This window comes from Pseudoduganella aquatica (assembly GCF_009857595.1).
GTDB classification, from domain to species: domain Bacteria; phylum Pseudomonadota; class Gammaproteobacteria; order Burkholderiales; family Burkholderiaceae_D; genus Rugamonas; species Rugamonas aquatica_A.
In genome coordinates, this window is the sequence record NZ_WWCU01000005.1 from 191,959 (window position 1) to 215,490 (window position 23,532).

The 23,532-nt window shown below is 64.9% G+C and carries 12 protein-coding genes; 4 read left to right on the plus strand and 8 right to left on the minus strand.

Going from position 1 to position 23,532, the window contains the following annotated elements:
- Positions 1 to 89 precede the first annotated feature (89 nt).
- From GTP77_RS07175 to GTP77_RS07185, 3 genes are read left to right on the plus strand one after another with little or no spacing between them, the layout of a single operon-like run.
- Complete coding sequence (locus tag GTP77_RS07175; RefSeq protein WP_161071479.1) at positions 90 to 575, plus strand: Lrp/AsnC family transcriptional regulator; 486 nt, start codon at positions 90 to 92, stop codon at positions 573 to 575.
- Entirely contained in the window at positions 572 to 1,738 is a 1,167-nt protein-coding gene (locus GTP77_RS07180; protein ID WP_161071480.1) for an HPP family protein, read from the plus strand. Before GTP77_RS07175 ends, GTP77_RS07180 begins: the two co-directional genes overlap by 4 nt.
- Before the next feature lie 28 nt (positions 1,739 to 1,766).
- Complete coding sequence (locus GTP77_RS07185; RefSeq protein WP_161071481.1) at positions 1,767 to 3,563, plus strand: DUF885 domain-containing protein; 1,797 nt, start codon at positions 1,767 to 1,769, stop codon at positions 3,561 to 3,563.
- Positions 3,564 to 3,729: 166 nt separating this feature from the next.
- Here the strand turns inward: GTP77_RS07185 and GTP77_RS07190 are convergent, their stop codons facing one another.
- From GTP77_RS07190 to GTP77_RS07215, 6 genes are read right to left on the minus strand one after another with little or no spacing between them, the layout of a single operon-like run.
- A complete protein-coding gene (locus GTP77_RS07190; protein WP_161071482.1) occupies positions 3,730 to 7,263 on the minus strand; it encodes a response regulator in 3,534 nt (1,177 codons plus the stop codon).
- Entirely contained in the window at positions 7,260 to 7,886 is a 627-nt protein-coding gene (locus GTP77_RS07195; RefSeq protein ID WP_223149311.1) for a chemotaxis protein CheB, read from the minus strand. The genes GTP77_RS07190 and GTP77_RS07195 overlap by 4 nt, the downstream gene beginning before the upstream one ends.
- Complete coding sequence (locus tag GTP77_RS07200; protein WP_161071483.1) at positions 7,883 to 8,725, minus strand: CheR family methyltransferase; 843 nt, start codon at positions 8,723 to 8,725, stop codon at positions 7,883 to 7,885. Before GTP77_RS07200 ends, GTP77_RS07195 begins: the two co-directional genes overlap by 4 nt.
- On the minus strand, positions 8,722 to 12,858 hold the full coding sequence (locus tag GTP77_RS07205; protein ID WP_161071484.1) for a response regulator: 4,137 nt from the start codon (positions 12,856 to 12,858) through the stop codon (positions 8,722 to 8,724). The genes GTP77_RS07200 and GTP77_RS07205 overlap by 4 nt, the downstream gene beginning before the upstream one ends.
- A 4-nt stretch (positions 12,859 to 12,862) precedes the next feature.
- Entirely contained in the window at positions 12,863 to 13,183 is a 321-nt protein-coding gene (locus GTP77_RS07210; RefSeq protein ID WP_161071485.1) for an Mpo1-like protein, read from the minus strand.
- A gap of 1 nt (position 13,184) precedes the next feature.
- Positions 13,185 to 13,847 (minus strand): helix-turn-helix domain-containing protein, encoded by a 663-nt coding sequence (locus GTP77_RS07215; RefSeq protein WP_228894461.1) that lies wholly within the window; start codon positions 13,845 to 13,847, stop codon positions 13,185 to 13,187.
- Between the two features lie 288 nt (positions 13,848 to 14,135).
- On the opposite strand from GTP77_RS07215, the gene GTP77_RS07220 reads away from it, so the two are divergent.
- On the plus strand, positions 14,136 to 15,071 hold the full coding sequence (locus GTP77_RS07220; protein WP_161071486.1) for a DUF4351 domain-containing protein: 936 nt from the start codon (positions 14,136 to 14,138) through the stop codon (positions 15,069 to 15,071).
- A gap of 44 nt (positions 15,072 to 15,115) precedes the next feature.
- Here the strand turns inward: GTP77_RS07220 and rpoC are convergent, their stop codons facing one another.
- Positions 15,116 to 19,342, minus strand: coding sequence for a DNA-directed RNA polymerase subunit beta' (gene rpoC, locus GTP77_RS07225; protein WP_161071487.1), 4,227 nt, complete (start codon positions 19,340 to 19,342; stop codon positions 15,116 to 15,118).
- 72 nt (positions 19,343 to 19,414) lie between these two features.
- The gene (gene rpoB / locus GTP77_RS07230) at positions 19,415 to 23,524 is read right to left on the minus strand and encodes a DNA-directed RNA polymerase subunit beta (protein WP_161071488.1); all 4,110 of its coding nucleotides are present in this window, start codon (positions 23,522 to 23,524) and stop codon (positions 19,415 to 19,417) included.
- Positions 23,525 to 23,532: the final 8 nt, after the last annotated feature.

Genomic DNA, 23,532 nt, shown 5'->3' on the forward strand with positions numbered 1-23,532 from the left:
ACGCACCGGCGCCGAATCATATATTCCAAAATCGCACTCCCCAGGCGCATAATATGGGATAAACATCCTATTTTTCGCCAAATACCAGAATGAACCAGCTAGACCGTTATGATTACGCCATCCTGGGCGCGCTGCAGCTGGACGGCACGCTGTCCATCGCCGACCTGGCCGGCAAGGTCGGGCTGTCCAGCACGCCGTGCTGGAAGCGCCTCAAGCGGCTGGAGGAGGAAGGCTATATCGACAAGCGCGTGGCCATCGTCAACCGCCGCAAGGCCGGGCTGGGCGTGACGGTCTTCGTCAGCGTGCGCACCAGCCAGCACGACGAGAAATGGCTGGCGCACTTCGCCGCCGCCGTGCAGGCGCTGCCGGAGGTGCTGGAATTCCACCGCATGAGCGGCGACATCGACTACCTGCTCAAGGTGGTCACCACCGACATCGAGGGCTACGACCGCTTTTACAAAAAACTGATCAAGGCCGCGCAGTTGACAGGGGTATCATCCGCTTTCTCCATGGAACAGATAAAATTCACTACTGAACTACCTCTGCACCTCGTCTCGCACGGACTTCCGACATGAAATCTCTCAGCACGCTTTGGGCCGCCTTTTTGCCGGCCGCCAGCCACACCAGTTTCCGCGAGCGGGCGCGCGCCTGCAGCGGCGCCATCCTGGCCCTGCTGGTCACCGGCCTGCTGAGCCGCTACCTGCTGCCGCACGAACCCTCCCACATCTTCCTGGTCGGCCCCATGGGCGCCTCGGCCGTGCTGCTGTTCTGCCTGCCGGCCAGCCCGCTGGCCCAGCCATGGTCCGTGGTGGGCGGCAACGTGCTGTCCGGTCTGGTGGGCGCTGCCTGCGTGCGCTGGCTGGGCGACTCGGTGCCGATCGCCGCGCTGGCCGTGGCGCTGGCCATCGGCGCCATGTTCGTGCTGCGCTGCCTGCATCCGCCCGGCGGCGCGGTGGCGCTGACGGTGGTGATGGGCGGCCCGGCGCTGCACGCGGCCGGCTTTGAATTCCCGCTGGTGCCGGTGCTGCTCAATTCCCTGCTGATGGTGGCGGTGGCCGTGGCCTACAACAACCTCACCGGCCGCCGCTATCCGCACCTGCAGCAGCCGCCGCACGTCAACCCGCACGCCACGCAGGACCCGGTGCCCACGCTGCGGCTGGGCTTCAAGCCGGAAGACCTGGACGCGGTGCTCAAGCAATACAACCAGGTGCTGGACGTGAGCCGCGACGACCTGGAAGAGATCTTCCTGAAAACCGAGATGCGCGCCTACCAGCGCCGCTTCGGCGTGATCGCCTGCGGCGACATCATGTCCAAAGACGTGGCGACGGCCGAATTCGGCACGCCGCTGGACGAAGCCTGGAGCGCCATGCGCGCGCACAAGGTGGCCGCACTGCCGGTGCTGAACCGCGCGCGGCGCGTGATCGGCATGGTGACGCAGGGCGACTTCCTCAGCCACAGCGGCCTGGACGACTACCACACCGTGCGCCAGAAGCTGCGCCGCTTCCTGCGCCGCAGCGGCGTAACGCACACCGAGAAGGCCGAAGTGGTGGGCCAGATCATGATTTCCAAACCGGTCTTCGCCACCCTGGCCACGCCCATCATCGACCTCGTGCCCCTGATGGCGGACGCCGGCTACCACCACATTCCCGTGGTGGACGAAGAACAGCGCTTCGCCGGCATCGTCACCCAGTCCGACCTGGTGGCGGCGCTGTACGAGTCGCGCCTGGCGCTCCAGTAACAACCCTTTTTTTAGAAGACACCTGCACATGAAACACCGCATCGCCCTGGCCGCCATGGCCGCCGCCCTGACGCTGGCCTTCGTCCCCGTCCACGCCGCCCCGGCCGCCGAACAAGTCCCCGCCGCCAGCGCGCCCGCCGCCAAGCAGCAGTTCAACACCCTGGCGGACGACTACTACAACGCGCTGGCGCGCTACGAGCCGGTGAACGCCACGCAGAACGGCGACAACCGCTTCGACGACCAGCTCGGCATGAGCATCGCGCCCGCCGTGCGCGCCAAGCAGTTTGCGCTGTACCGCGCCTACCTGAAGCGCCTGCGCGCCATCGCCCGCGCGCAGCTGGACCGCCGCGACCGCATCCACTACGACGTGCTGGCCTACGAACTGAAAACCGCGCTGTCCTTCGAGCCCTTCCCGGAACACCTGCTGCCGCTGAACCAGATGGACAGCATGCCGGTCACGCTGGCCAACTTCGCCGGCGGCGACGCTTCGCAGCCGATCGGCACCGTCAAGGAATACGAGGCTTACCTGAGCCGCCTGTCGCAGCTGCCGGCATGGATAGACCAGGCCATTGCGAATATGCGCGAGGGCATGGCCAAGCACGTGGTGCTGCCGAAGGCGCTGGTGGAATCCGCGCTGCCGCAGTTCAAGAAGCTGCCAAGCGCCACGCCGGAAGCGAGCATCTACTACACCGCCATCAACAAGCTGCCGGCCACCTTCACGGACGCGGACAAGCAGCGCCTGGCGGCCGCCTACAAGGACGCGATCACCAAGCTGAATCCGGCGCTGGAACGCCTGGCGCAGTTCGTCGAGCAGGACTACCTGCCGGCGGCGCGCAGCAGCTCCGGCTGGAGCGCCCTGCCGCAGGGCAAGGCCTGGTACCAGGCGGCGGTGGCCTCGTCCACCACCACCACGATGAAGCCGGAGCAGATCCACGCCATCGGCCTGAGGGAAGTGGCGCGCATCCAGCAGCAGTTCGCCGTGCTCGGTCCCAAGCTGGGCTACAACGGCCCGGCGGCGGGCTTGCCGGTGTGGGTGTCCGAGCAACCTAAGTTCTATCCTTTCAAGACGGAGGACGAGGTGCAGGCCGTGTACCGCAAGCTGAACGACGTGCTGGACACCAAGCTGCCCGCCATGTTCACGCTGGTGCCCAAGGCCAAGCTGGACCTGCGCCTCGAGCCTGAGCTGAGCCGCGCCACCGCGGCCGACCACTACACCGCGCCGGCCGGCGACGGTTCGCGCCCGGGCGTGTTCTGGTCGGTGGTGAACGACCCGGCCAAGTACGGCAGCACCGGCATGAACACGCTGTTCCTGCACGAAGGCAAACCGGGCCACCACTTCCATATCGCGCTGACGCAGGAGCTGGACCAGCCGCTGTTCCGCAAATACGGCGGCAACAACGCCTTCACCGAAGGCTGGGCGCTGTATGCGGAAACGCTGGGCAAGGAGATGGGCTTGTTCGACGATCCGGCGCAGTACTTCGGCCACCTGAACGACGAGCTGCTGCGCGCAACCCGCCTGGTGGTGGACACCGGCTTGCACGCGAAAGGCTGGACCCGCGAGCAGACCATCAAGTACATGCGCGACACGCTGGGCTACGACGCCGTGGCCAAGAGCGAGACCGAACGCTACATGGCGTGGCCGGGCCAGGCGCTGGGCTACAAGATCGGTTCGCTGAAGATCGTGGAACTGCGCCAGCGCGCGCAGCAGGCGCTGGGCGATAAATTCAGCCTGCCGAAGTTCCACGAGATCGTGCTGGGCGACGGCACCGTGCCACTGAGCCTGCTGGAGACCAAGGTGGACCGCTGGATCGCAGAGAGTAAATAAGCCGCAGTAATGGCGGGTTACGCAGCGCGCTGCTAACCCGCCCTACGGTACACAGATGCACCGGTACACAAATACGCCGACGCGCGTAGGGCGGGTTAGCGCGGCGCAGCCGTGCGTAACCCGCCTGGCATGCAGCCAAATATCGATTGTTCGTGGCGGCGGGCGGTCAGGAATCCGATAGCAGGGCGAACAGCTCGCGGTAGCGGAAGGCTTGCGTCATGTGGCGCAGGCGCCGCGCCAGGTCGGGGCAGTCGCCCTCGATCGCGGCCAGGGCGCCGGCCAGGCGCTGCTGGTCCAGCTCCACCGCGCCTTCTTTCAGCGCGCGCTTCACTTCGGCGGGCAGGCCCGCCAGCTCGTCCTTGCGCACCGGCTCGAAGCCGCCGCCGCCGCTGCTGCCGCTGCAGGCGGCGCGCTGGAAGCGCAGGCCGAGCAGGCGCTCGATGTCGCGGTACAGCTCCGCCGTGTCCAGCGGCTTGCGCAGGAAGGCGTCCGCGCCGGCCTCCAGCGCCACTTCGCACTGCTCCTCGAAGGCGCTGGCGGTGCACATGATGATGCGCACCTGGCCGCCGTCCGGCTGGCTGCGGATGCGCCGTATCGTCGCCAGGCCGTCCAGCTCCGGCATGCGCCAGTCCATCAGCACCAGGTGCGGCGCGAAGCTGGCCACGCGCGCCAGCGCTTCCACGCCGTTGCCGGCGAAGGCCACCACAAACCCCAGCGGTTCGAGCAGCTCGCCCAGCAGCAGCTGGGATTCGCGGTCGTCGTCCGCCACCAGCACGCGCTTGCCGCGCTCGTGCAGCGGCAGGCCCAGCACCTCGCCCGCCGCCGACGGCAGGGCGCGCGGCGCTTCGGCCAGCGGCAGCGTGAGCGCAAAGCGGAACACCGAGCCGCGCCCCACTTCCGATTCCACCTGCAGCACGCCGCCCAGCAGTTCCACGTACTGGCGCGAGATCGCCAGGCCCAGGCCGGTGCCGCTTTCGCTGGCCGGCCCGCCAACCTGCACAAAGGGATCGAAGATGCGCTGCAGGTCGCCCGGCGCCATGCCGATGCCGGTGTCGCTGATGACGAAGCTGATGCGCGCCACGCCGTCCTCCTGCCCGCGCAGCAGCTGTCCGCTGGCCTGCACCAGCACCCGCCCCTGCTGCGTGAACTTGAGCGCGTTGCCGACCAGGTTGATGAGCACCTGGCGCAGCTTGACCGCGTCCACTTTCACCGCCGCCGGCAAGCGCTCCATGGCCAGCTCCAGCTCCAGGCCTTCGTTCTGGGCGCGGATGCGCAGCATCTCGGCCACTTCCTCCAGCAGCCGCACCAGGTCGGCGTCGACCGCCTCCACATGGGTGCCGCCGGCCTCGATCTTGGACAGGGCCAGCACGTCGTTGATCAGGGTGAGCAAGTGGTGGCCGGAGCGGTGGATGATTTCCAGGTTGCGCTGCTGGTCCGGCAGCAAGGTGCCGGAGCGCGACATGAGCTGGGAAAAGCCGATCACCGCGTTGAGCGGCGTGCGCAGTTCGTGGCTCATCTTGGCCAGGAATTCGGACTTCACCTGGCTGGCCGTTTCGGCCGCGTTGCGCGCCGCGATCAGGCTGGCCTCGGCCGCCTTCTGCTGCGAGATGTCGCGCAGGATGCCGATGATGCGCGGCCGCCCCGCCACCTCCACTTCGCTGATCGCCACGTGCATGGGGAAGGCGCTGCCGTCGCGCCGCTGGCCTTCCAGGTCCATGCTGCGCACCACCGGCCGGCCCTGGCCGCCGGCCCTGCCGGCATGCGGTATCAGCTTGCCGATGGGCCGGCCCAGGATCTCCGCTTCGCTGTAGCCGAACATATTCTCGGCGGCGCGGTTGAAGCTCAGGATGATGCCGTGGTCGTCCACCGAGACGATGCCGTCGGCCGCGTTGTCGACGATGGCGCGCAGGCTGGCGTTGCGCTCGTCCACCAGCTCCAGCAGGTGGTCGCGGTGGCGCCGCATTTCTTCCTCGGCCTGTTTGCGCTCGGTGATGTCGTAATGGGTGCCGGTCATGCGCACCGCCTGGCCCTGGGCGTTGCGCATGACCTGGCCGTCCGACTTCATGTGGCGGATGCTGCCGTCCGGATGGATCACGCGGAACTCGATGTCGAAGGGCTGGTCGCCCGCCAGCGCGCGTTGGCGGGCGCGCTCGCACAGCGCGCGGTCGTCCGGGTGGGTGGTGAGCAGCCAGGTCTGGTGCGCGTCGCCCAGCTCGCCCGGCGCCACGCCGCACAGCGTGTACATGCGCTCGTCCCACACCAGTTCATTGGTGGCCAGGTTCCAGTCCCAGATGCCGAGCCGCGCGGCGCGCGTGGCCAGCGCCAGCTGGTCCACCAGGTGGGCGCGGTCTTCCTCCACGCGGCGGCGCTGGTCGATGTCCTCGATCAGCACGTCGCACACCGGCGCATCGTCGGTGCCGGCGCGCACAAAGGTGGAACGCACCCAGCGCGCCACGCCGTCGCAGCAGCGGATGCGGTGCTCGTACTGGCTGATGGCGCCGCTGTCCAGCGCGGCGGCGGCGCGCGCCGCCACCAGGGCGCGCTCCGGTTCGGCCACGATGGTGAGCCACAGCAGGGGGTCGTCCTCGAAGGCCTGCGGCGGATAGCCGGTGACCGCTTCGCAGCCGGAGCCGTGGCCGTAGGAGCGCAGCTGCTTGCCGTCGCGGCGCAGCGAGAACAGCTGGTGCGTGACGGCGCCCAGCAGGCGGCGGTAGCGCTCGCGCGAATCGGACAGTTCCTCGGCGCTGCGGCGCAGCGCTTCGGTGCGCTCGGCCACCAGCGATTCCAGGTGCGCGCTTTGCAGCTCGAGCGCCATGCGCTGGCGGTACAGCTCGCAGAACACGCGCACCTTGGACACCAGGATGTGCGGCTCGAGCGGCTTGATCAGATAATCGACCGCGCCTAGTTCGTAGCCCTTGAACTGGGCCGCGCGGTCCTTCATGCCGGCGGTGACGAAGATCACCGGCAGGGTGCTGGTGCGCGGATTGGCGCGCATCAGCTCCGCCGTTTCAAAGCCGTCCATGCCGGGCATCTGCACGTCCAGCAGCACCGCCGCGTAGTCGGCGCGCAGCACGGCGCGCAGCGCCTCGGGGCCGGAGTTGGCGCGCACCAGTTCCACATTGGACTGCTCGGCCAGTTCGCCCAGCAGGCCTTCGAGCGCCAGCAGGTTGGCCGGCTGGTCGTCCACCAGCAGCAGCCGCAGCGGCTGGCCGGCCGGGCTGGCGCGCCGCGCCGCCATCACGTTCTCCACCTGGCTGGCGTAGCGCTCGAATTCGGCGATGGCCAGGCGCTGGCGGTACAGCGCGGCAAACACGTTCACCTTGGCGTGCAGCACCACGGTTTCAATCGGCTTGACCAGGTAGTCCACCGCGCCGCTCTCGTAGCCGCGCAAGGAGAACTCGCTGCCGCCCTGCAGCGCGGTGACAAAGATGATGGGCACGTTGCGCGTTTTCGGATTGGCGCGCATCAGCGTGGCCGCTTCGTAGCCGTCCATGCCGGGCATCTGCACGTCCATCAGCACCAGGCCGAAATCGCGCCGCAGCAGCTGGCGCAAGGCTTCCTCGCCGCTGTTGGCGGTCGCCAGCTCCAGCCCTTCCACGCCCTCGAGCAGGGCGGACAGGGCCAGCAGGTTGTCGTCGTTGTCGTCGACCAGCAGCACCGGCATGGTTGCCGGCAGCGCGGCCATGCTGCGGCGGTTCATGCGGCCTCCATGCCGGCCAGGCGCTGCAGCAGCAGCGGCAGCCGGTCCAGCGTGGCGATGGCGTTCGGCGTGCCGGGCGCCAGGCGCGCCAGCGCGGCGCGCGGCATCAGATCCATCACGGCGTCGGCCGGCTCCTGCACGATGGTATAGCCGCCCGCCGCCGCAATGCGCGCCAGGCCCGCAGCGCCGTCCGCGCCGGCGCCGGTCAGCACAGCGCCCACCAGCGCGGCGCCGTAGCAGGCGGCGGCCGATTCGAACAGCACGTCCACCGAAGGGCGCGCAAAGCTCACCGGCGCGTCGGCCGACAGCGCCAGCCTGCCGTCGCGCTCGACCAGCAGGTGGTAGCCGGCAGGGGCCAGGTAGGCCGTGCCGGGCTGCGGCAATTCGCCCTCGTCGGCCTCCTTCACGCGCAGCGGCGCGGTGAAGTCGAGCAGGCGCGCCAGGCCGTCGCCCGAGCCGGGCGAAATATGGATGACCACCAGCAGCGGCAAGGGGAAATCCGGCGGCAGCGCGGGCAGCACACGCTGCAGCGCGTCCACGCCGCCCATGGAAACGCCCAGCACGACGGCGCGGAAGCGCGGGCGCCGCGTTGCGCTTGCCCCCTGGCCCATGGCCGGGCTCATGCCTGCGCTCCCACGGCGTACTGCTTGCGGTAGATGCGGGTGGGCGCGGCCACTTCGCGGTAGCGCGGCGCAATGCCGCGCTGTTCCAGCGTTTCCTTGGTCCCCAGGCACAGGAAGCCGCCCGGCGTGAGGCAGCCGTCGAACAGTGACAGCAGGCGCTCCTTGAGGGCGGGCTTGAAGTAGATCATCACATTGCGGCACAGGATCAGTTGCATCTCGCTGAAGTCGGCGTCGGTGGCCAGGTTGTGCGCGGCGAACACCACGTTGCGCAGCAGCCCGGGATCGAACAGCGCCCGGCCGTAGCGCGCCACGTAGTAGTCGGAAAAGGCGGCGCAGCCGCCGGCCAGCTGGTAGTTCCTGGTGTAGCGCTGCATGTCGCGCAGTTCGAACATGCCCTGGCGCGCGCGCTCCAGCACCGACTCGTTCAAGTCGGTGGCGTAGATGCGGCATTGCTGGTCCATGCCGGCCTCGCGCAGCAGGATGGCCAGCGACGTCACTTCCTCGCCGCCGGCGCAGCCGGCCACCCAGATCCGAGCGTGCGGGTAGGTGCGCAGGTGGGGCAGCACTTCCTCGCGCAGCGCCTTGAAGAACGGCGGGTCGCGGAACATGTCCGACACGTTGACGGTGACGTCCTCCACCAGCGCGCGGCACAGCAGGGCGTCGCGCAGCAGCGCCGAGGTGGCCGCGCCGAAGCTGTCGAAGCCGGACTTGGCCAGCCACGCCACCAGGCGGCGCGTGAGCGAGGCGCTGGCGTAGCCGCTGAAGTCGTAGCCGTGCGCCTGCTTGACGGCGCTCACCAGCAGGCCGATTTCCAGCTCCACGATGTCCTGCTCGTTCACGCCACCTCCCCGGCCTGGTACAGCCACACCCGCATCAGCGAGAACAGCTTGTCCAGGTCCACCGGCTTGGCCAGGTAGTCGCTGGCGCCGGCGTCCAGGCATTGCTTCTGGTCGCCCAGCATGGCCTTGGCGGTGAGCGCGATGATGGGCAGGCGCGCCCAGCGCGGCTCGCGGCGGATGCGGCGCATGGCTTCAAAGCCGTCCATCTCCGGCATCATGATATCCATCAGCACGATGTCGATGTCCGGGTGCGCCTGCAGCTGCGCCAGCGCTTCGGCGCCGTTGCCCGCCTCCACGATGTGCATGCCCTTTTCGGCCAGCACCGAGGACAGCGAGAAGATGTTGCGGATGTCGTCGTCCACCAGCAGCACCTTGCGCTGCTCGAACATGGCTTCCTTGTCGAGCGCGCGCCGTATCATTTTCTGCTGGTCCTGCGGCAGCGAGCTTTCCACCAGGTGCAGGAACAGGCTCACTTCGCCCACCAGCCGCTCGGGGCTCTTGGCGCCCTTGACGATGATGCTGTCGGCATAGCGGCGCAGGCGCGCCTCGTCCACTTCGTTCAGGCTGCGGCCGGAATGCACGATGACCGGCATCTGCGGCGCGCAGGCGCTGTCGCGCAGGCGGTCGAGCAGCTCGAAGCCGGACATGTCGGACAGGCCCAGGTCCAGCACCATGCAGTCGTAGCGGCCTTGCGCCAGCAGGGCCAGGGCGGCGCTGCCGGAGCGCGCGATCGCGATGTCCAGGCCTTCGGTTTCCAGCAGCGCGGCCAGGCTCATGGCCTCGGCCTCGTCGTCCTCCACCACCAGCAGGCGCTTGTCGGTGCGGGCGATGGCGGCGCCGATGGAGTCGAGCACTTCGTCCAGCTGCTGGGCGCTGACCGGCTTGGTGATAAAGCCGATGGCGCCCAGGCCCATGGCTTTCTGGCGGTCTTCCAGGCAGGTGATGAAGTGCACCGGGATGTGGCGCGTGGCCGGGTTGTCCTTGATGCTGCGCATGACGCCCCAGCCGTCGATATGGGGCAGCATCACGTCCAGCAGGATGGCGTTGGGGCGGTAGCGCTCGGCCAGCGCCAGGCCGTCCTCGCCGTCGCAGGCGACGATGGCCTGGAAGCCGTGCTCGCGCACCGTGTCGCGCAGGATGCGGGCGAAGGACAGGTCGTCCTCGACGATGAGGATGCAGCGGTATTCGGGCAGCACCAGCTCGCGGTCGTCCTCCATCGCCATGGCCGGCGGGCGCGCGGCTGCGCCGGGGTCGGTGCTGCTCATGGCGGCGCGCTCGTAGCGGGCGGCCGCGCTCAGCGGCGCGATGGCCAGTGCGGCAGGGGATGGGGCAAACTGCGCGGCGGGCGGCACGGCGAATCCCGCGCTGGCGGGGGCGGCTGCGGGCGCCGCTGCGGCTGGCGGCGCGGCAAGCACGTCGCCGGCGTCCAGCGGCAGATACAAGGTGAAGATGCTGCCCGCGCCCGGCGCGCTGCTGACGGTGATCTCGCCGCCCATGCGGCGCGCCAGCTGGCGCGAAATCGACAGACCCAGGCCGGTGCCGCCGAATTTGCGGCTGGTGGAGCCGTCGGCCTGCTGGAAGGCGTGGAAGATGCGCTCCTGCTGCTCGGCGGCCACGCCCACGCCGGTGTCGCTGACGGCGAAGGCCAGGGCCTCCCCGGTCCGGCCCTGGCCGCCCGCCTCGGCAGCCTGGCAGACGCGCACGTCCAAGCCCAACCTGCCCTGCGCGGTGAATTTGACGGCGTTGGCCAGCAGGTTTTTCAGGATCTGCAGCAGGCGCTGGCCGTCGGTGCGCAGCTGCGCGGGCGTGCCGGCGCCCAGCGCGATGTTCAAGGCCAGCCCCTGGTGCTCGGCCAGCGGCTGGAACAGCGCCTGCAGCTGGCTGGCCATGTCGGCCAGCGCCACGTCCTCCAGCTCCAGCGTCACGTGCCCGGCCTCGATCTTGGACAGATCCAGAATGTCGTTGATCAGGTTGAGCAGGTCCTTGCCGGCGCCGTTGATGGTGGCCGCGTACTCCACCTGCTTGCCGCTCAGTTTGCCTTCCTTGTTCTGCTGCAGCAGGCTGGACAGGATCAGCATGCTGTTCAGCGGCGTGCGCAGCTCGTGCGACATATTCGCCAGGAACTCGGATTTGTAGGCGCTGATGCGCTCGAGCTCGTCGGCCTTGCGGCGCAGCTCGCGGCTGGCCTGCTCGCTTTCCGCGCTTTTCTGCCGTATCACTTCGCGCTGCTGCTCCAGCAGCTGGGCGCGTTCCTCCAGCTCCTCGTTGGACTGCTGCAGCTCCTCCTGCTGCACCAGCAATTCCTCGGTCTGCACCTGGGTCTGCTCCAGCAAGTTGGCCACGCGGCGGCGCGCATGCTCCACGCCGACCGCCACCGCCACCGCCTCGGCCGCCTGGCGCAGCCACTCCAGGCGCTGCGCGTCGAACTCGCCGAAGGTGCCGATCTCCACCAGCCCCACCAGCTCGCCGTTGTGCATCAGCGGCACCGCCGCCACGGCGGCCGGTCCAGCCTGGCCCAGCGCCGACGCCACATCCAGGTAGCCCGGCGGCACCGGCGACAACACTTCGATGGCGCCGCTGCGCGCCGCGCTGCCGGCCCAGCCCTCGCCCGCCGCGAACTGGCGGCGCGGCGCCGTGCCGTTGGTGTAAGCGTGGCTGGCGGCCAGCACCAGCTCCTGCCGCTCGGTGTCGTGCAGATACAGCGCGCCCACCGCGCCACCCACGTGGCGGGTCAGGAAGCTGACCACGGCCTGCGTCAGCTCCGGCAGCGCGCGCTCGCCGCGCAGTTCGATATTCAGGGCGTTGATGCCGCTCTTGGCCCAGTCCTGCTGGCGTTCCTCGTCGCGGTGCAGGCGCAGCGTGCGCGCCATGCGGGCAAAGCCGCGCCCCAGGCTTTGCTGGGCGGCGCTCATGGCGGCGATGGCACCCACCAGCGCGCCGATCTCGTCGCGCCGCGCCGTCAGCCCGCCCATCTCCAGCGCGGGCGGCTCGTGCACTTCGCGGCTCAGGTCGCCGGCCGCGATGGCCTCCACCAGTTCGGCGCGCTCGGCGCTGTCCTCGCTCAGCGTGCGCAAGGTGTGCAGCACGCCCTGGATCTGCCCGGTCAGCGCCAGGAAGATGCCCACCGCAAGGTAGGCGAACAGCGCGCAGGCCAGCGCGCTGAGCACCACGATCCAGGCCAGGCCGGTGCGCGCCTTGTCGATGCGCCGCTCGATATGGTCGCGCAGGGCGGGCGCCAGCACTTCGCTGCCGCCGGCGTAGATCTGGTCGATCAGATTGGTGAACTGCTCGATGTACTGCTCCGAGCTGGTGCCGAAGCGGCTGTCGATAATGTCGTCCTGCGCCATGCCCAGGGCGATGCGCATGCCGGCGTCCACATTCTGGTCCAGGCTGCCCAGCACGCCGCGCAGCGCGGGATTGTAGTTAATGACTTTTTCAAGATTGGCGGTTTGCAAATCGCGCGCGATGCGGGTGTGGCCCAGCAGGCTGGCCATCTGCAGCCGCTCGGCCTCGGTCACCACCTTGCGCGCCAGGATGGCGGCGCCGAAAGCGCGGGTCTGGCCCAGCCGCTCGGTGAAAAAGGGCAGCTTGACGATCACATCCATCAAATAATAGCTGGCGATGTCCGGGTCCAGCGTCAGGGCGCTGGCGTAGGCCACGTCGGACGCCAGGGTCAGCATCTTGGCGATCAGCTGCTCGTGGCGCAGGGTGTTGGTCTGCTGCGGCCATTCCAGGCCGAACTGGCGCAGCGCGCGCCAGTCGCCGCTGACCTCGCGCCAGCGCGCCGCCGCCAGCACCTCGGGCGGCAGGGCTTCGGCCAGGCGCAGGAAGGCGGCGTCCACTTCGGCCGCCTTGGCCTGCTGCCGCTGGGCGAGCAATTTGTTGCCGCCGAGGAAACCAGCCGCCAGCCCGCGGTCGTGCTGCACCAGCTGGATGGTGCGGTTCAGGCGCACCAGCGCTTCCAGGCCGAGCAGCTCCTCGCGCGACGGTTCTATCACCCGGTCCAGCGCCTGGTAGAGATTCACCTGGAGCAGCACCACGGCGCCCAGCGCGAGCAAACCCAGCAGCAGGAACTTATGCGCGTAGCGCAACCTGCCCATCAAATTGATGGCGGGATAAAACAGGGCTTTCATCGCCTTAGAAACGGACGCGGCCGGCCAGCATGTCGCGGTACATTACCCAATCGCCCAGCAAGCTATACAGGGGATATTTGAATGTGGCGGGCCGGTTATGCTCGAAAAAGAAATGGCCTATCCAGGCGAAGCCGTAACCGGCCAGTGGAACAAACCACAGCAAGCCGTAATTGCCGCGCACGGCGGCGATAATAATAATTAAGAGAACCAGGGTGGAGCCGATGAAATGCAGGCGGCGGCAGGTTGAATTGGCGTGCTCTTGCAAATAGAACGGATAGAATTCCTTAAAACTCTGAAAGCGTGCTGCTGCATTCGCCTTATCCATTTCAATTCTCCTCGACGCGGCTGGCGTAATTCAAATCCGTTTCATCGCCCCAGACAAATACCTTGGGCTCCTGCAGTACATGTACCAGGAATTGCTGGCGCTCGCGCAGGCGGCGCCGGAAATCGGGCAGCGTGTAAAGATTGGGGTTGATCTTGCGGCGCAAAATACGCTCGGCAACCGGCAAGCGCGACAGCAATTCGCCGTAGCTGGTGTTATCGCCGATCAGCAGCAATTCGATTTTATCTTCGCTGGCCTCCTGTTCCTTGGCGGTGGCGCCATAGACAAACGCCACATTCAATACATCGCCCAGCGGCGACAGCGCGGAATTGAGCACGCTGACCAGGCCGAAAGTCTTGCGCACCAGGCTGGATAATTCGCCATACACCAGGCTGTCTTTATTGGGGCGGAAGCGGCGCACATTGCCGATGCGTTCGGAGACGATCAAACCGGAGTCATGCAGGCGGCGCAATTCGCGCTGCGCGGAGGCGCTGCCCAATCCCGTCAGGCGCATGATCTCGTTGAGGTGGAAACCATCATTAACGCGCACGAACATCAGGCCCAGCAGTTTTTGCTGGGCGGGAGTGAAGAGGGCTTGGGCGATCATGGACCAAATCTTAGCACGGATAAGCCAGCATCTGGCACAGCAATCCATGCCTGTGTGCATGGAAACCGCATTCCACCGTGGCGCATGTTGCGGCAGCCGGACGCGGCCGTCACCGCGGCGCCGGCGGGACGGCAAATCCTGCTTTACATTTGGCGGATATGTGCGATCCTGTAGTTGTGAGGTGTTGCTGTTCCGGACCGACTCAAGTTACCGGGCGGGCACATCACAGAAGTAAGGGGGCCGCTTTCGTAGTGGCCCCTTCTATTTTCACCGCCCGTTATGCGGCACATCAAAATGCGGCCGTCGCCGCATGCCAACATAAGCTCTTCAGCCCAGCGGAGAGCCGCCATGCCGGACCAATATGACCCGCCCTGGAAAATAACGCTATCCCGCTATTTTCAGGAGTTCATGGCTTTCTATTTTCCCGCCGCACACAAACAGATCGACTGGCAACAGCCCATCGAATTTCTCGACACCGAATTGGAACAAATTGCACCGGACGCCATCACCGGCCCGCGCCGAGCCGATAAACTTGTCCGCGTTACCCTGTTCAATGGTGCGGCCAAATTGGTTCTGGTGCATATCGAAGTCCAAAGCCGCTACAGCGATAATTTTGCCGAACGCATCTTCATTTATAACTACCGCATATTCAATCAGCACCGCCTGCCTGTCGCGTCCTTAGCGATATTAGCCGACACTGACTACGGCCACACCTCGCCACAATACGGCTACAAAATATTCGGTTGCCAGATGCATTTCAAATTCCCCGCGATAACCCTGCGGAGCTACGATTTGAACAAACTGCTCAAAAGCAAAAATCCATTCGCCCTGCTAACCGCCGCACATATACAGACTCAGCGGACGCGCCACAAGCATACAGAGCGGCACGCCGCCAAGCTGCACTTGATAACCCTGCTGTATAAGCGCGGTTGGCCGCGCGAGCGTATTATGGATTTCGCCAACGTCATCGGATGGATGATGCGCCTGCCGGCAGAAATGGAAGCTGCATTTTGGCAAGAGATTAAACAGAAACATGAGGGGTTCGCCATGGAATACATGCTCCCGTTTGTACGTGAGGCTCTCGAAAAAGGCGAAGCCAAAGGCCGCCTACGCGGACAGGCAGAACTAATAGAGATCCAGTTGACCGAGCGATTCGGCGAGCTGCCTGCCCCCATACGCCGGCGGCTGGAAGAAGCGGATACAGAACAGCTGTCCCGATGGGGCCGCGCACTGCTCAACGCCACGTCGCTGAACGACGTCTTCAGCCCCGCGCGGCGGGCATAAAAAAACGGCACCCGAAGGTGCCGTTTTGCTTTGAGGCTTGAAGATTACGCTTCGTCGCCGCCGTGAGGAACTTCCTCGCCTGGCAGCTCGGCCACGATGGCCGCGCGTTCCGCGTCCAGCAGGGCTTTGCGTTCTTCCGCTTCCCAGACTTCCTTCTCGCGGCGCGCGCGGTGGAAGGCCAGACCGGTACCGCCTGGGATCAGACGGCCCACGATCACGTTCTCTTTCAGGCCGCGCAGACCGTCGCGCTTGCCCATGATCGCCGCTTCCGTCAGCACGCGGGTGGTTTCCTGGAACGATGCGGCCGAGATGAACGAATCGGTCGACAGCGATGCCTTGGTAATACCCAGCAGTACGTTTTCGTAGGTTGCAGGAATCTTCTGCGCCGCGTTCATGCGGTCGTTTTCTTCCAGCAGCTCGGAACGCTCCACCTGCTCGCCGACGATGTAGTCGGTGTCGCCGGCGTTGACGATCTGTACACGGCGCAGCATCTGGCGCACGATCACTTCGATGTGCTTGTCGTTAATCTTCACGCCCTGCAGACGGTACACGTCCTGCACTTCGTCGACGATGTAACGCGCCAGCGCTTCGATACCCAGCAGACGCAGGATGTCTTGCGGATCGGCCGGGCCGTCCACGATCATCTCGCCCTTGTTCACCACCTGGCCGTCGTGCACCAGCACTTGCTTGTCCTTGGTGATCAGGAACTCGTGCTTGTTGCCGTCCATGTCGGTGATTTCCAGACGCTGCTTGCCCTTGGTTTCTTTACCAAACGCAACCGTACCGGTGACTTCCGCCAGCATGCCCGCGTCTTTCGGCGAACGTGCTTCGAACAGCTCGGCAACGCGCGGCAGACCACCGGTAATGTCGCGGGTCTTCTGCGATTCGGTCGGGATACGCGCCAGAACCTCACCCACGGACACTTGCTGGCCGTCTTTCACCATGATCAGCGCGCCGACCTGGAAGCCAATCGCCACGGCGTGTTCGGTGCCGGCGATCTTCACTTCGTTGCCATCTTCGTTCAGCAGTTTCACCTGCGGACGCATGGTCTTGGTCAGCGAACCACGGCGTTTCGCATCGATTACCACCAGCGTTGCCAGACCGGTCACTTCGTCCACCTGGCGGGCCACGGTCACGCCTTCTTCGACGTTCTCGAAACGCACCGTACCGGCGTACTCGGTAATGATAGGACGGGTCAGCGGATCCCAGGTCGCCAGGGCCGTACCGGCCTTGATGACCATGCCGTCCTTGACGATCAGGGTCGCGCCGTACGGCACTTTGTGGCGCTCGCGCTCACGGCCGTGGTCGTCGGTAATCAGCACTTCACCGGAACGGGAAATGACGATTTGCGCGCCCTTGCCGTTGGTGACGTAACGCATGGTCGAGGTGAAGCGGATGGTGCCGTTCGACTTGGCTTCCACCGACGACGCCACTGCCGCACGCGATGCCGCACCACCGATGTGGAAGGTACGCATGGTCAGCTGGGTACCCGGCTCACCGATCGACTGCGCTGCCACCACGCCGACAGCTTCGCCGGAGTTGACCAGCATGCCGCGGCCCAGGTCGCGGCCGTAGCACTTGGCGCACAGGCCGTAACGCGTGTCGCAGGTCAGCGGGGTGCGGACCTTGACTTCGTCGATGCCCATGCGTTCGACTTCTTCCACCATGTCTTCGTCCAGCAGCGTGCCGGCTTCGAACACGGTTTCCTGGGTCTCAGGATTGACGATGTCGGTGCCTGCCACGCGGCCGAGGATACGGTCGCGCAGGGCTTCGATCACTTCACCGCCCTCGACCATCGCCTTCATCAGCGTGCCGTTGGACGTGCCGCAATCGTCCTCGATCACCACCAGATCCTGGGTCACGTCGACCAGGCGGCGGGTCAGGTAACCCGAGTTTGCGGTCTTCAGTGCCGTATCCGCCAGACCTTTACGAGCGCCGTGGGTCGAGATGAAGTACTGCAGAACGTTCAGGCCTTCGCGGAAGTTCGCGGTAATCGGCGTTTCGATAATCGAACCGTCCGGTTTCGCCATCAGACCACGCATACCAGCCAGCTGGCGAATCTGCGCTGCGGAACCGCGGGCGCCCGAGTCGGCCATCATGTAAATCGCGTTGAACGATTCCTGGGTGGTGGTGGTGCCGTCGCGTTTCACGACGTCTTCCACTTTCAGCTGGTCCATCATGGCCTTGCCGACTTCGTCCGAGGTCTTGCCCCAGATGTCGACCACCTTGTTGTAACGCTCGCCGGCGGTCACCAGACCCGAAGCGTACTGCTGCTCGATCTGTTTGACTTCGGACTCTGCAGCCGAAATCAGGGTGACTTTTTGTGGCGGTACCAGCATGTCGTCCACGCAGATCGAAATGCCGGCGCGGGTTGCCAGGCGGAAGCCCGACTGCATCAGCTGGTCGGCGAACACCACCGTCGCGCGCAGGCCGCACTTACGGAAGGACGTGTTGATCAGCTTGGAGATTTCCTTCTTCTTCAGCGCGCGGTTCAGCACGGAGAATGGCAGGCCTTTAGGCAGGATCTCGGACAGGATGGCGCGGCCGACCGTCGTTTCATAACGGGTCAGCGTGCGCACGAACTCGCCGGTCGCCGGATCTTTTGGATTTTCGACGATACGCACGGTGATGCGCGTGGTCAGTTCGACTTCCTTGTTGTCGTAGGCGCGGATGACTTCCGACACGTCCGGGAACAGCATGCCCTCGCCCTTGGCGTTGATCGCTTCGCGGGTCGCGTAGTACAGACCCAGCACGATATCCTGCGAAGGAACGATGGACGGTTCGCCGTTCGACGGGAACAGGATGTTGTTCGAAGCCAGCATCAGCGTGCGGGCTTCCATTTGTGCTTCGATCGACAGCGGAACGTGGACTGCCATCTGGTCACCGTCGAAGTCGGCGTTGAATGCCGCGCAGACCAGTGGGTGCAGCTGGATGGCCTTGCCTTCGATCAGGACCGGCTCGAAAGCCTGGATGCCCAGACGGTGCAGCGTAGGCGCACGGTTCAGCATGATCGGGTGTTCGCGGATGACTTCTTCCAGGATGTCCCACACCACCGGCTCTTGAATCTCGACCAGCTTCTTGGCGGCCTTGATCGTCGTAGCCAGGCCCATCAGTTCGAGCTTGTTGAAGATGAAAGGCTTGAACAGTTCCAGCGCCATCAGCTTAGGCAGACCGCACTGGTGCAGTTTCAGCTGCGGACCCACCACGATGACCGAACGGCCCGAGTAGTCGACGCGCTTACCCAGCAAGTTCTGACGGAAGCGGCCGCCCTTACCTTTGATCATCTCGGCCAGCGATTTCAGCGGACGCTTGTTGGCGCCGGTCATCGCTTTGCCGCGACGGCCGTTGTCCAGCAGCGAATCGACTGCTTCTTGCAGCATGCGCTTTTCGTTGCGCGTGATGATCTCTGGAGCGCGCAGCTCCATCAGGCGTTTCAGACGGTTGTTACGGTTGATGACGCGGCGATACAGGTCGTTCAGGTCGGAGGTCGCGAAGCGGCCGCCGTCCAGCGGTACCAGCGGACGCAGTTCCGGCGGCAGCACTGGCAGCACTTCCATGATCATCCAGTCCGGCTTGATGCCGGAGCGCTGGAATGCTTCCAGCACTTTCAGGCGCTTGGCGTACTTCTTGATCTTCGCTTCGGACTTCGATTCCTTCAGTTCCACGCGCAGGGTCTCGGCATCGCGGTGGATGTCGATCGAGCGCAGCAGTTCACGGATACCTTCGGCGCCCATGAAGGCGGTGAAGTCGTCGCCGTACTCTTCGTACTTGGCGGCGTAGTCGTCTTCCGACATGATCTGGCACTTCTTCAGCGGGGTCATGCCGGGGTCGGTCACGACGTATGCTTCGAAGTACAGCACGCGTTCGATATCGCGCAGGGTCATGTCCAGGACCATGCCCAGGCGCGACGGCAGCGATTTCAGGAACCAGATGTGGGCGGTCGGCGAGGCCAGCTCGATGTGGCCCATGCGCTCGCGGCGCACTTTGGCCAGCGTGACTTCAACGCCGCACTTTTCGCAGATCACGCCGCGGTGCTTCAGGCGCTTGTACTTGCCGCACAGGCATTCGTAGTCCTTGATCGGGCCAAAGATCTTGGCGCAGAACAGGCCGTCGCGCTCAGGCTTGAAGGTGCGGTAGTTGATGGTTTCCGGCTTTTTGACTTCGCCGTAGGACCAGGAACGGATTTTTTCAGGAGAGGCCAGACCGATCTTGATCGCGTCGAACGTCTCGTTTTGCTGAACTTGCTTGAATAGATCGAGCAGAGCTTTCATGTATCACTCCAGGTGATTGAATTCTTAAAGCTGCCGGGCGGAGGGTTTCCGCCGCCCGGCGGCGCCAGTGTCTTAGTTGCGTTCCAGGTCGATATCGATACCCAGGGAACGGATCTCTTTCACCAGCACGTTGAACGATTCCGGCATGCCCGCGTCGATCACGTGGTCGCCTTTGACCAGGTTTTCGTACACTTTGGTACGGCCGTTCACGTCATCCGACTTCACAGTCAGCATCTCTTGCAGCACGTAGGACGCGCCGTATGCTTCCAGTGCCCACACCTCCATCTCACCGAAGCGCTGGCCGCCGAACTGGGCTTTACCGCCCAGTGGCTGCTGCGTCACCAGCGAGTATGGACCGGTCGAACGCGCGTGCATCTTGTCGTCGACCAGGTGGTGCAGCTTCAGCATGTGCATCACGCCGACGGTGACCTTGCGCTCGAACGCTTCGCCGGTGCGGCCGTCGTACATGGTGACCTGGTTCTTCGATGGCGTCATGCCCAGTTTGTGGGCGATGTCGTCAGGGTAGGCCAGATCCAGCATGCGGCGGATTTCCGACTCGTGCGCGCCGTCGAACACCGGGGTCGCGAACGGCACACCTTTTTTCAGGTTGTGCGCCAGCTTCATGATCTCTTCGTCGTCGAACTGGTCGATGTCCTCGGGACGGCCCGACTCGTTGTACACGGTGGTCAGATACTTGCGCATCTCTTCCACTTTGATCTGCTGCGCCAGCATTTCGCCGATGCGGATACCCAGGCCTTTTGCTGCCCAGCCCAAGTGGGTTTCCAGGATCTGACCCACGTTCATACGGGACGGAACACCCAGCGGGTTCAGCACCACGTCGGCCGGCGTGCCGTCGGCCATGTATGGCATGTCTTCCACTGGAACAATACGGGAAACCACACCCTTGTTACCGTGGCGGCCTGCCATCTTGTCGCCCGACTGCAGGCGGCGTTTCACGGCCAGGTAGACCTTGACCATTTTCTGCACGCCAGGCTGCAGCTCGTCGCCTTGCGTCAGCTTCTTGCGCTTCTCTTCGAAGGCCAGGTCGAACTGGTGGCGCTTCTCGTTGATGGATTCCTTGATGGCTTCCAGCGCGGTGGCGGCACCGTCGTCCGCAGGGCGGATGTCGAACCAGTGGTATTTGTCCAGATCGTCCAGGTAGTCCTTGGTGATCTTGGCGCCCTTGGCCAGCTTCTTCGGACCGCCGTTGACCACTTGGCCAATCAGCATCTTCTCCAGACGCTGGAAGGCGTCGCCCTCCACGATACGCATCTGGTCGTTCAGGTCCAGGCGGAAGCGTTTCAGTTCATCGTCGATGATCTGCTGGGCGCGCTTGTCGCGCACGATGCCTTCGCGGGTGAACACCTGCACGTCGATCACGGTGCCGACCATGCCCGAAGGCACGCGCAGCGAGGTGTCTTTCACGTCCGACGCTTTTTCGCCGAAGATGGCGCGCAGCAGCTTCTCTTCCGGGGTCAGCTGGGTTTCGCCTTTAGGCGTCACCTTACCAACCAGGGTGTCGCCGGCGGTCACTTCCGCGCCGATGTAGACGATACCGGACTCATCCAGACGAGCCAGCTGGTTCTCAGCCAGGTTCGAGATGTCGCGGGTGATTTCTTCCGCGCCCAGCTTGGTATCGCGTGCCACAACGGACAGCTCTTCGATGTGGATCGAGGTGTAGCGGTCGTCCTTCACCACGTTTTCCGAGATCAGGATCGAATCTTCGAAGTTCAGACCATTCCATGGCATGAAGGCCACGGTCATGTTCTGGCCCAGCGCCAGCTCGCCCAGGTCGGTCGATGCGCCGTCGGCGATCACGTCGCCCTTGGCCACGCGGTCGCCCACTTGCACGATAGGACGCTGGTTGATGTTGGTGTTCTGGTTGGAACGGGTGTACTTGATCAGGTTGTAGATGTCCACACCGACTTCGCCAGCTTGCGCTTCTTCGTCGTTGACGCGGATCACCACGCGGCCTGCATCGATGTAGTCCACCAGGCCGCCGCGCAGGGCTTGCACGGTGGTGCCCGAGTCGACTGCCACGGTGCGTTCGATACCGGTACCGACCAGTGCTTTTTCCGGACGCAGGCAAGGTACGGCCTGGCGCTGCATGTTGGCACCCATCAATGCGCGGTTCGCATCATCGTGTTCCAGGAACGGAATCAGCGACGCTGCCACGGACACGATCTGGCCTGGCGCCACGTCCATGTACTGGATGCGCTCTGGCGATACCAGGATGGTCTCGCCGGCTTCACGGGCCGACACCAGCTCGTCGCTCAGCTTGCCTTCGGCGTTGATGGTCGCATTCGCCTGGGCGATGATGTAGCGGCCTTCTTCGATCGCGGACAGGTAGTCGATCTTGTCGGTCACCATGGAGCCTTCGACCTTGCGGTACGGGGTTTCCAGGAAGCCGTATTCGTTCAGGCGGGCGTACAGTGCCAGCGAGTTGATCAGACCGATGTTCGGGCCTTCAGGCGTTTCAATCGGGCAGACGCGGCCGTAGTGGGTCGGGTGCACGTCGCGCACCTCGAAGCCGGCGCGTTCGCGGGTCAGACCGCCAGGGCCCAGGGCGGAAACGCGGCGTTTGTGCGTGATTTCCGACAGCGGGTTGGTCTGGTCCATAAACTGCGACAGCTGGGACGAACCGAAGAACTCGCGGATAGCGGCCGAAATCGGCTTGGAGTTGATCAGGTCGTGCGGCATCAGGTTGTCCGCTTCGGCCTGGCCGAGGCGTTCCTTGACGGCGCGCTCGACGCGCACCAGGCCGGCGCGGAACTGGTTTTCGGCCAGTTCGCCCACGCAGCGCACGCGGCGGTTGCCCAGGTGATCGATATCGTCGACTTCGCCGCGGCCATTGCGCAGCTCGACCAGGATCTTGATCACGGCCAGCACGTCTTCGTTCGACAGCGTCATCATGCCGGTCAGTTCGTCGCGGCCGATGCGGCGGTTGAACTTCATGCGGCCGACGGCCGACAGGTCGTAGCGGTCAGGGCTGTAGAACAGGCCGTTGAACAGCGCTTCCACCGACTCTTCGGTCGGCGGTTCGCCTGGACGCATCATGCGGTAGATCGCGATGCGGGCAGCGGTCTGGTCCATCGTGTCGTCGATGCGCAGGGTCTGCGAGATGTAGCCGCCCTGGTCCAGATCGTTGGTGTACAGGGTCTGGATGTCGGCGATGGACGCGTCGCGCAGGCGTGCCAGCACGTCTTCGGTCAGTTCGTCGTTGGCGTTGGCCACCACTTCACCGGTTTCCGGATCGACGATGTTCTTGGCCAGGACGCGGCCCAGCAGGTAGTCTTCCGGCACGGAGATGTGCTTCAGGCCGGCGGCGTCGATGTCGCGCACGTGCTTGGCGTTGATGCGCTTGTCCTTGGCGACCAGCACTTTGCCGGTTTTCGGATCGACGATGTCGAAGCGCGCGACTTCGCCGCGCAGGCGTTCGGCCACGAATTCCATCTCGGCGCCTTCGGAGCGCAGGTGGAAGTTGTCGAACACGAAGAAGTTCGCCAGGATCTGTTCCGGCGACATGCCGATGGCCTTCAGCAGGATGGTCACAGGCATCTTGCGGCGGCGGTCGACGCGGAAGAACAGGATGTCTTTCGGGTCGAACTCGAAGTCCAGCCACGAACCGCGGTAAGGAATGATGCGGGCCGAGAACAGCAGTTTGCCGGAGGAGTGGGTCTTGCCACGGTCGTGTTCGAAGAACACGCCTGGGGAGCGGTGCAGCTGAGAAACGATTACGCGCTCAGTACCGTTGATCACGAACGAACCGGTGCTGGTCATCAGGGGCAGTTCGCCCATGTAGACTTCCTGTTCCTTCATTTCCTTGACGACAGGCTTGGTAGGCGATTCCTTGTCCAGGATCACCAGGCGTACCTTGGCGCGCAGCGGCGACGCGAACGTCAGGCCGCGCAGCTGGCATTCCTTGACGTCGAAGGCGGGGTCGCCCAGGACGTACGACAGGAACTCGAGACGCGCGAAGCCATTGTGCGAAACGATAGGGAAAATGGAGGTGAAGGCCGATTGCAGGCCGTCATTCTTGCGCGTCGACGGTGCGATGTCTTCTTGCAGGAAGTTGTGGTAGGACTCGAGCTGGGTAGCCAGCAGGAACGGAACGTTGTGGACGTTGGCGCGCTTCGCGAATGATTTGCGAATGCGTTTCTTCTCAGTAAATGAGTAGTGCATGGACACTC

What these genes read in the sequence shown, in the direction of transcription:
- GTP77_RS07220 (WP_161071486.1), top strand. Translation starts at nt 14,136, where the DNA reads ATGCCGGACCAATATGACCCGCCCTGGAAAATAACGCTATCCCGCTAT.
- GTP77_RS07180 (WP_161071480.1), top strand. Translation starts at nt 572, where the DNA reads ATGAAATCTCTCAGCACGCTTTGGGCCGCCTTTTTGCCGGCCGCCAGC.
- GTP77_RS07215 (WP_228894461.1), bottom strand. Translation starts at nt 13,847, where the DNA reads ATGCACACAGGCATGGATTGCTGTGCCAGATGCTGGCTTATCCGTGCT.
- GTP77_RS07195 (WP_223149311.1), bottom strand. Translation starts at nt 7,886, where the DNA reads ATGAGCCCGGCCATGGGCCAGGGGGCAAGCGCAACGCGGCGCCCGCGC.
- GTP77_RS07175 (WP_161071479.1), top strand. Translation starts at nt 90, where the DNA reads ATGAACCAGCTAGACCGTTATGATTACGCCATCCTGGGCGCGCTGCAG.
- GTP77_RS07185 (WP_161071481.1), top strand. Translation starts at nt 1,767, where the DNA reads ATGAAACACCGCATCGCCCTGGCCGCCATGGCCGCCGCCCTGACGCTG.
- GTP77_RS07205 (WP_161071484.1), bottom strand. Translation starts at nt 12,858, where the DNA reads ATGAAAGCCCTGTTTTATCCCGCCATCAATTTGATGGGCAGGTTGCGC.
- GTP77_RS07210 (WP_161071485.1), bottom strand. Translation starts at nt 13,183, where the DNA reads ATGGATAAGGCGAATGCAGCAGCACGCTTTCAGAGTTTTAAGGAATTC.
- GTP77_RS07190 (WP_161071482.1), bottom strand. Translation starts at nt 7,263, where the DNA reads ATGAACCGCCGCAGCATGGCCGCGCTGCCGGCAACCATGCCGGTGCTG.
- rpoB (WP_161071488.1), bottom strand. Translation starts at nt 23,524, where the DNA reads ATGCACTACTCATTTACTGAGAAGAAACGCATTCGCAAATCATTCGCG.
- rpoC (WP_161071487.1), bottom strand. Translation starts at nt 19,342, where the DNA reads ATGAAAGCTCTGCTCGATCTATTCAAGCAAGTTCAGCAAAACGAGACG.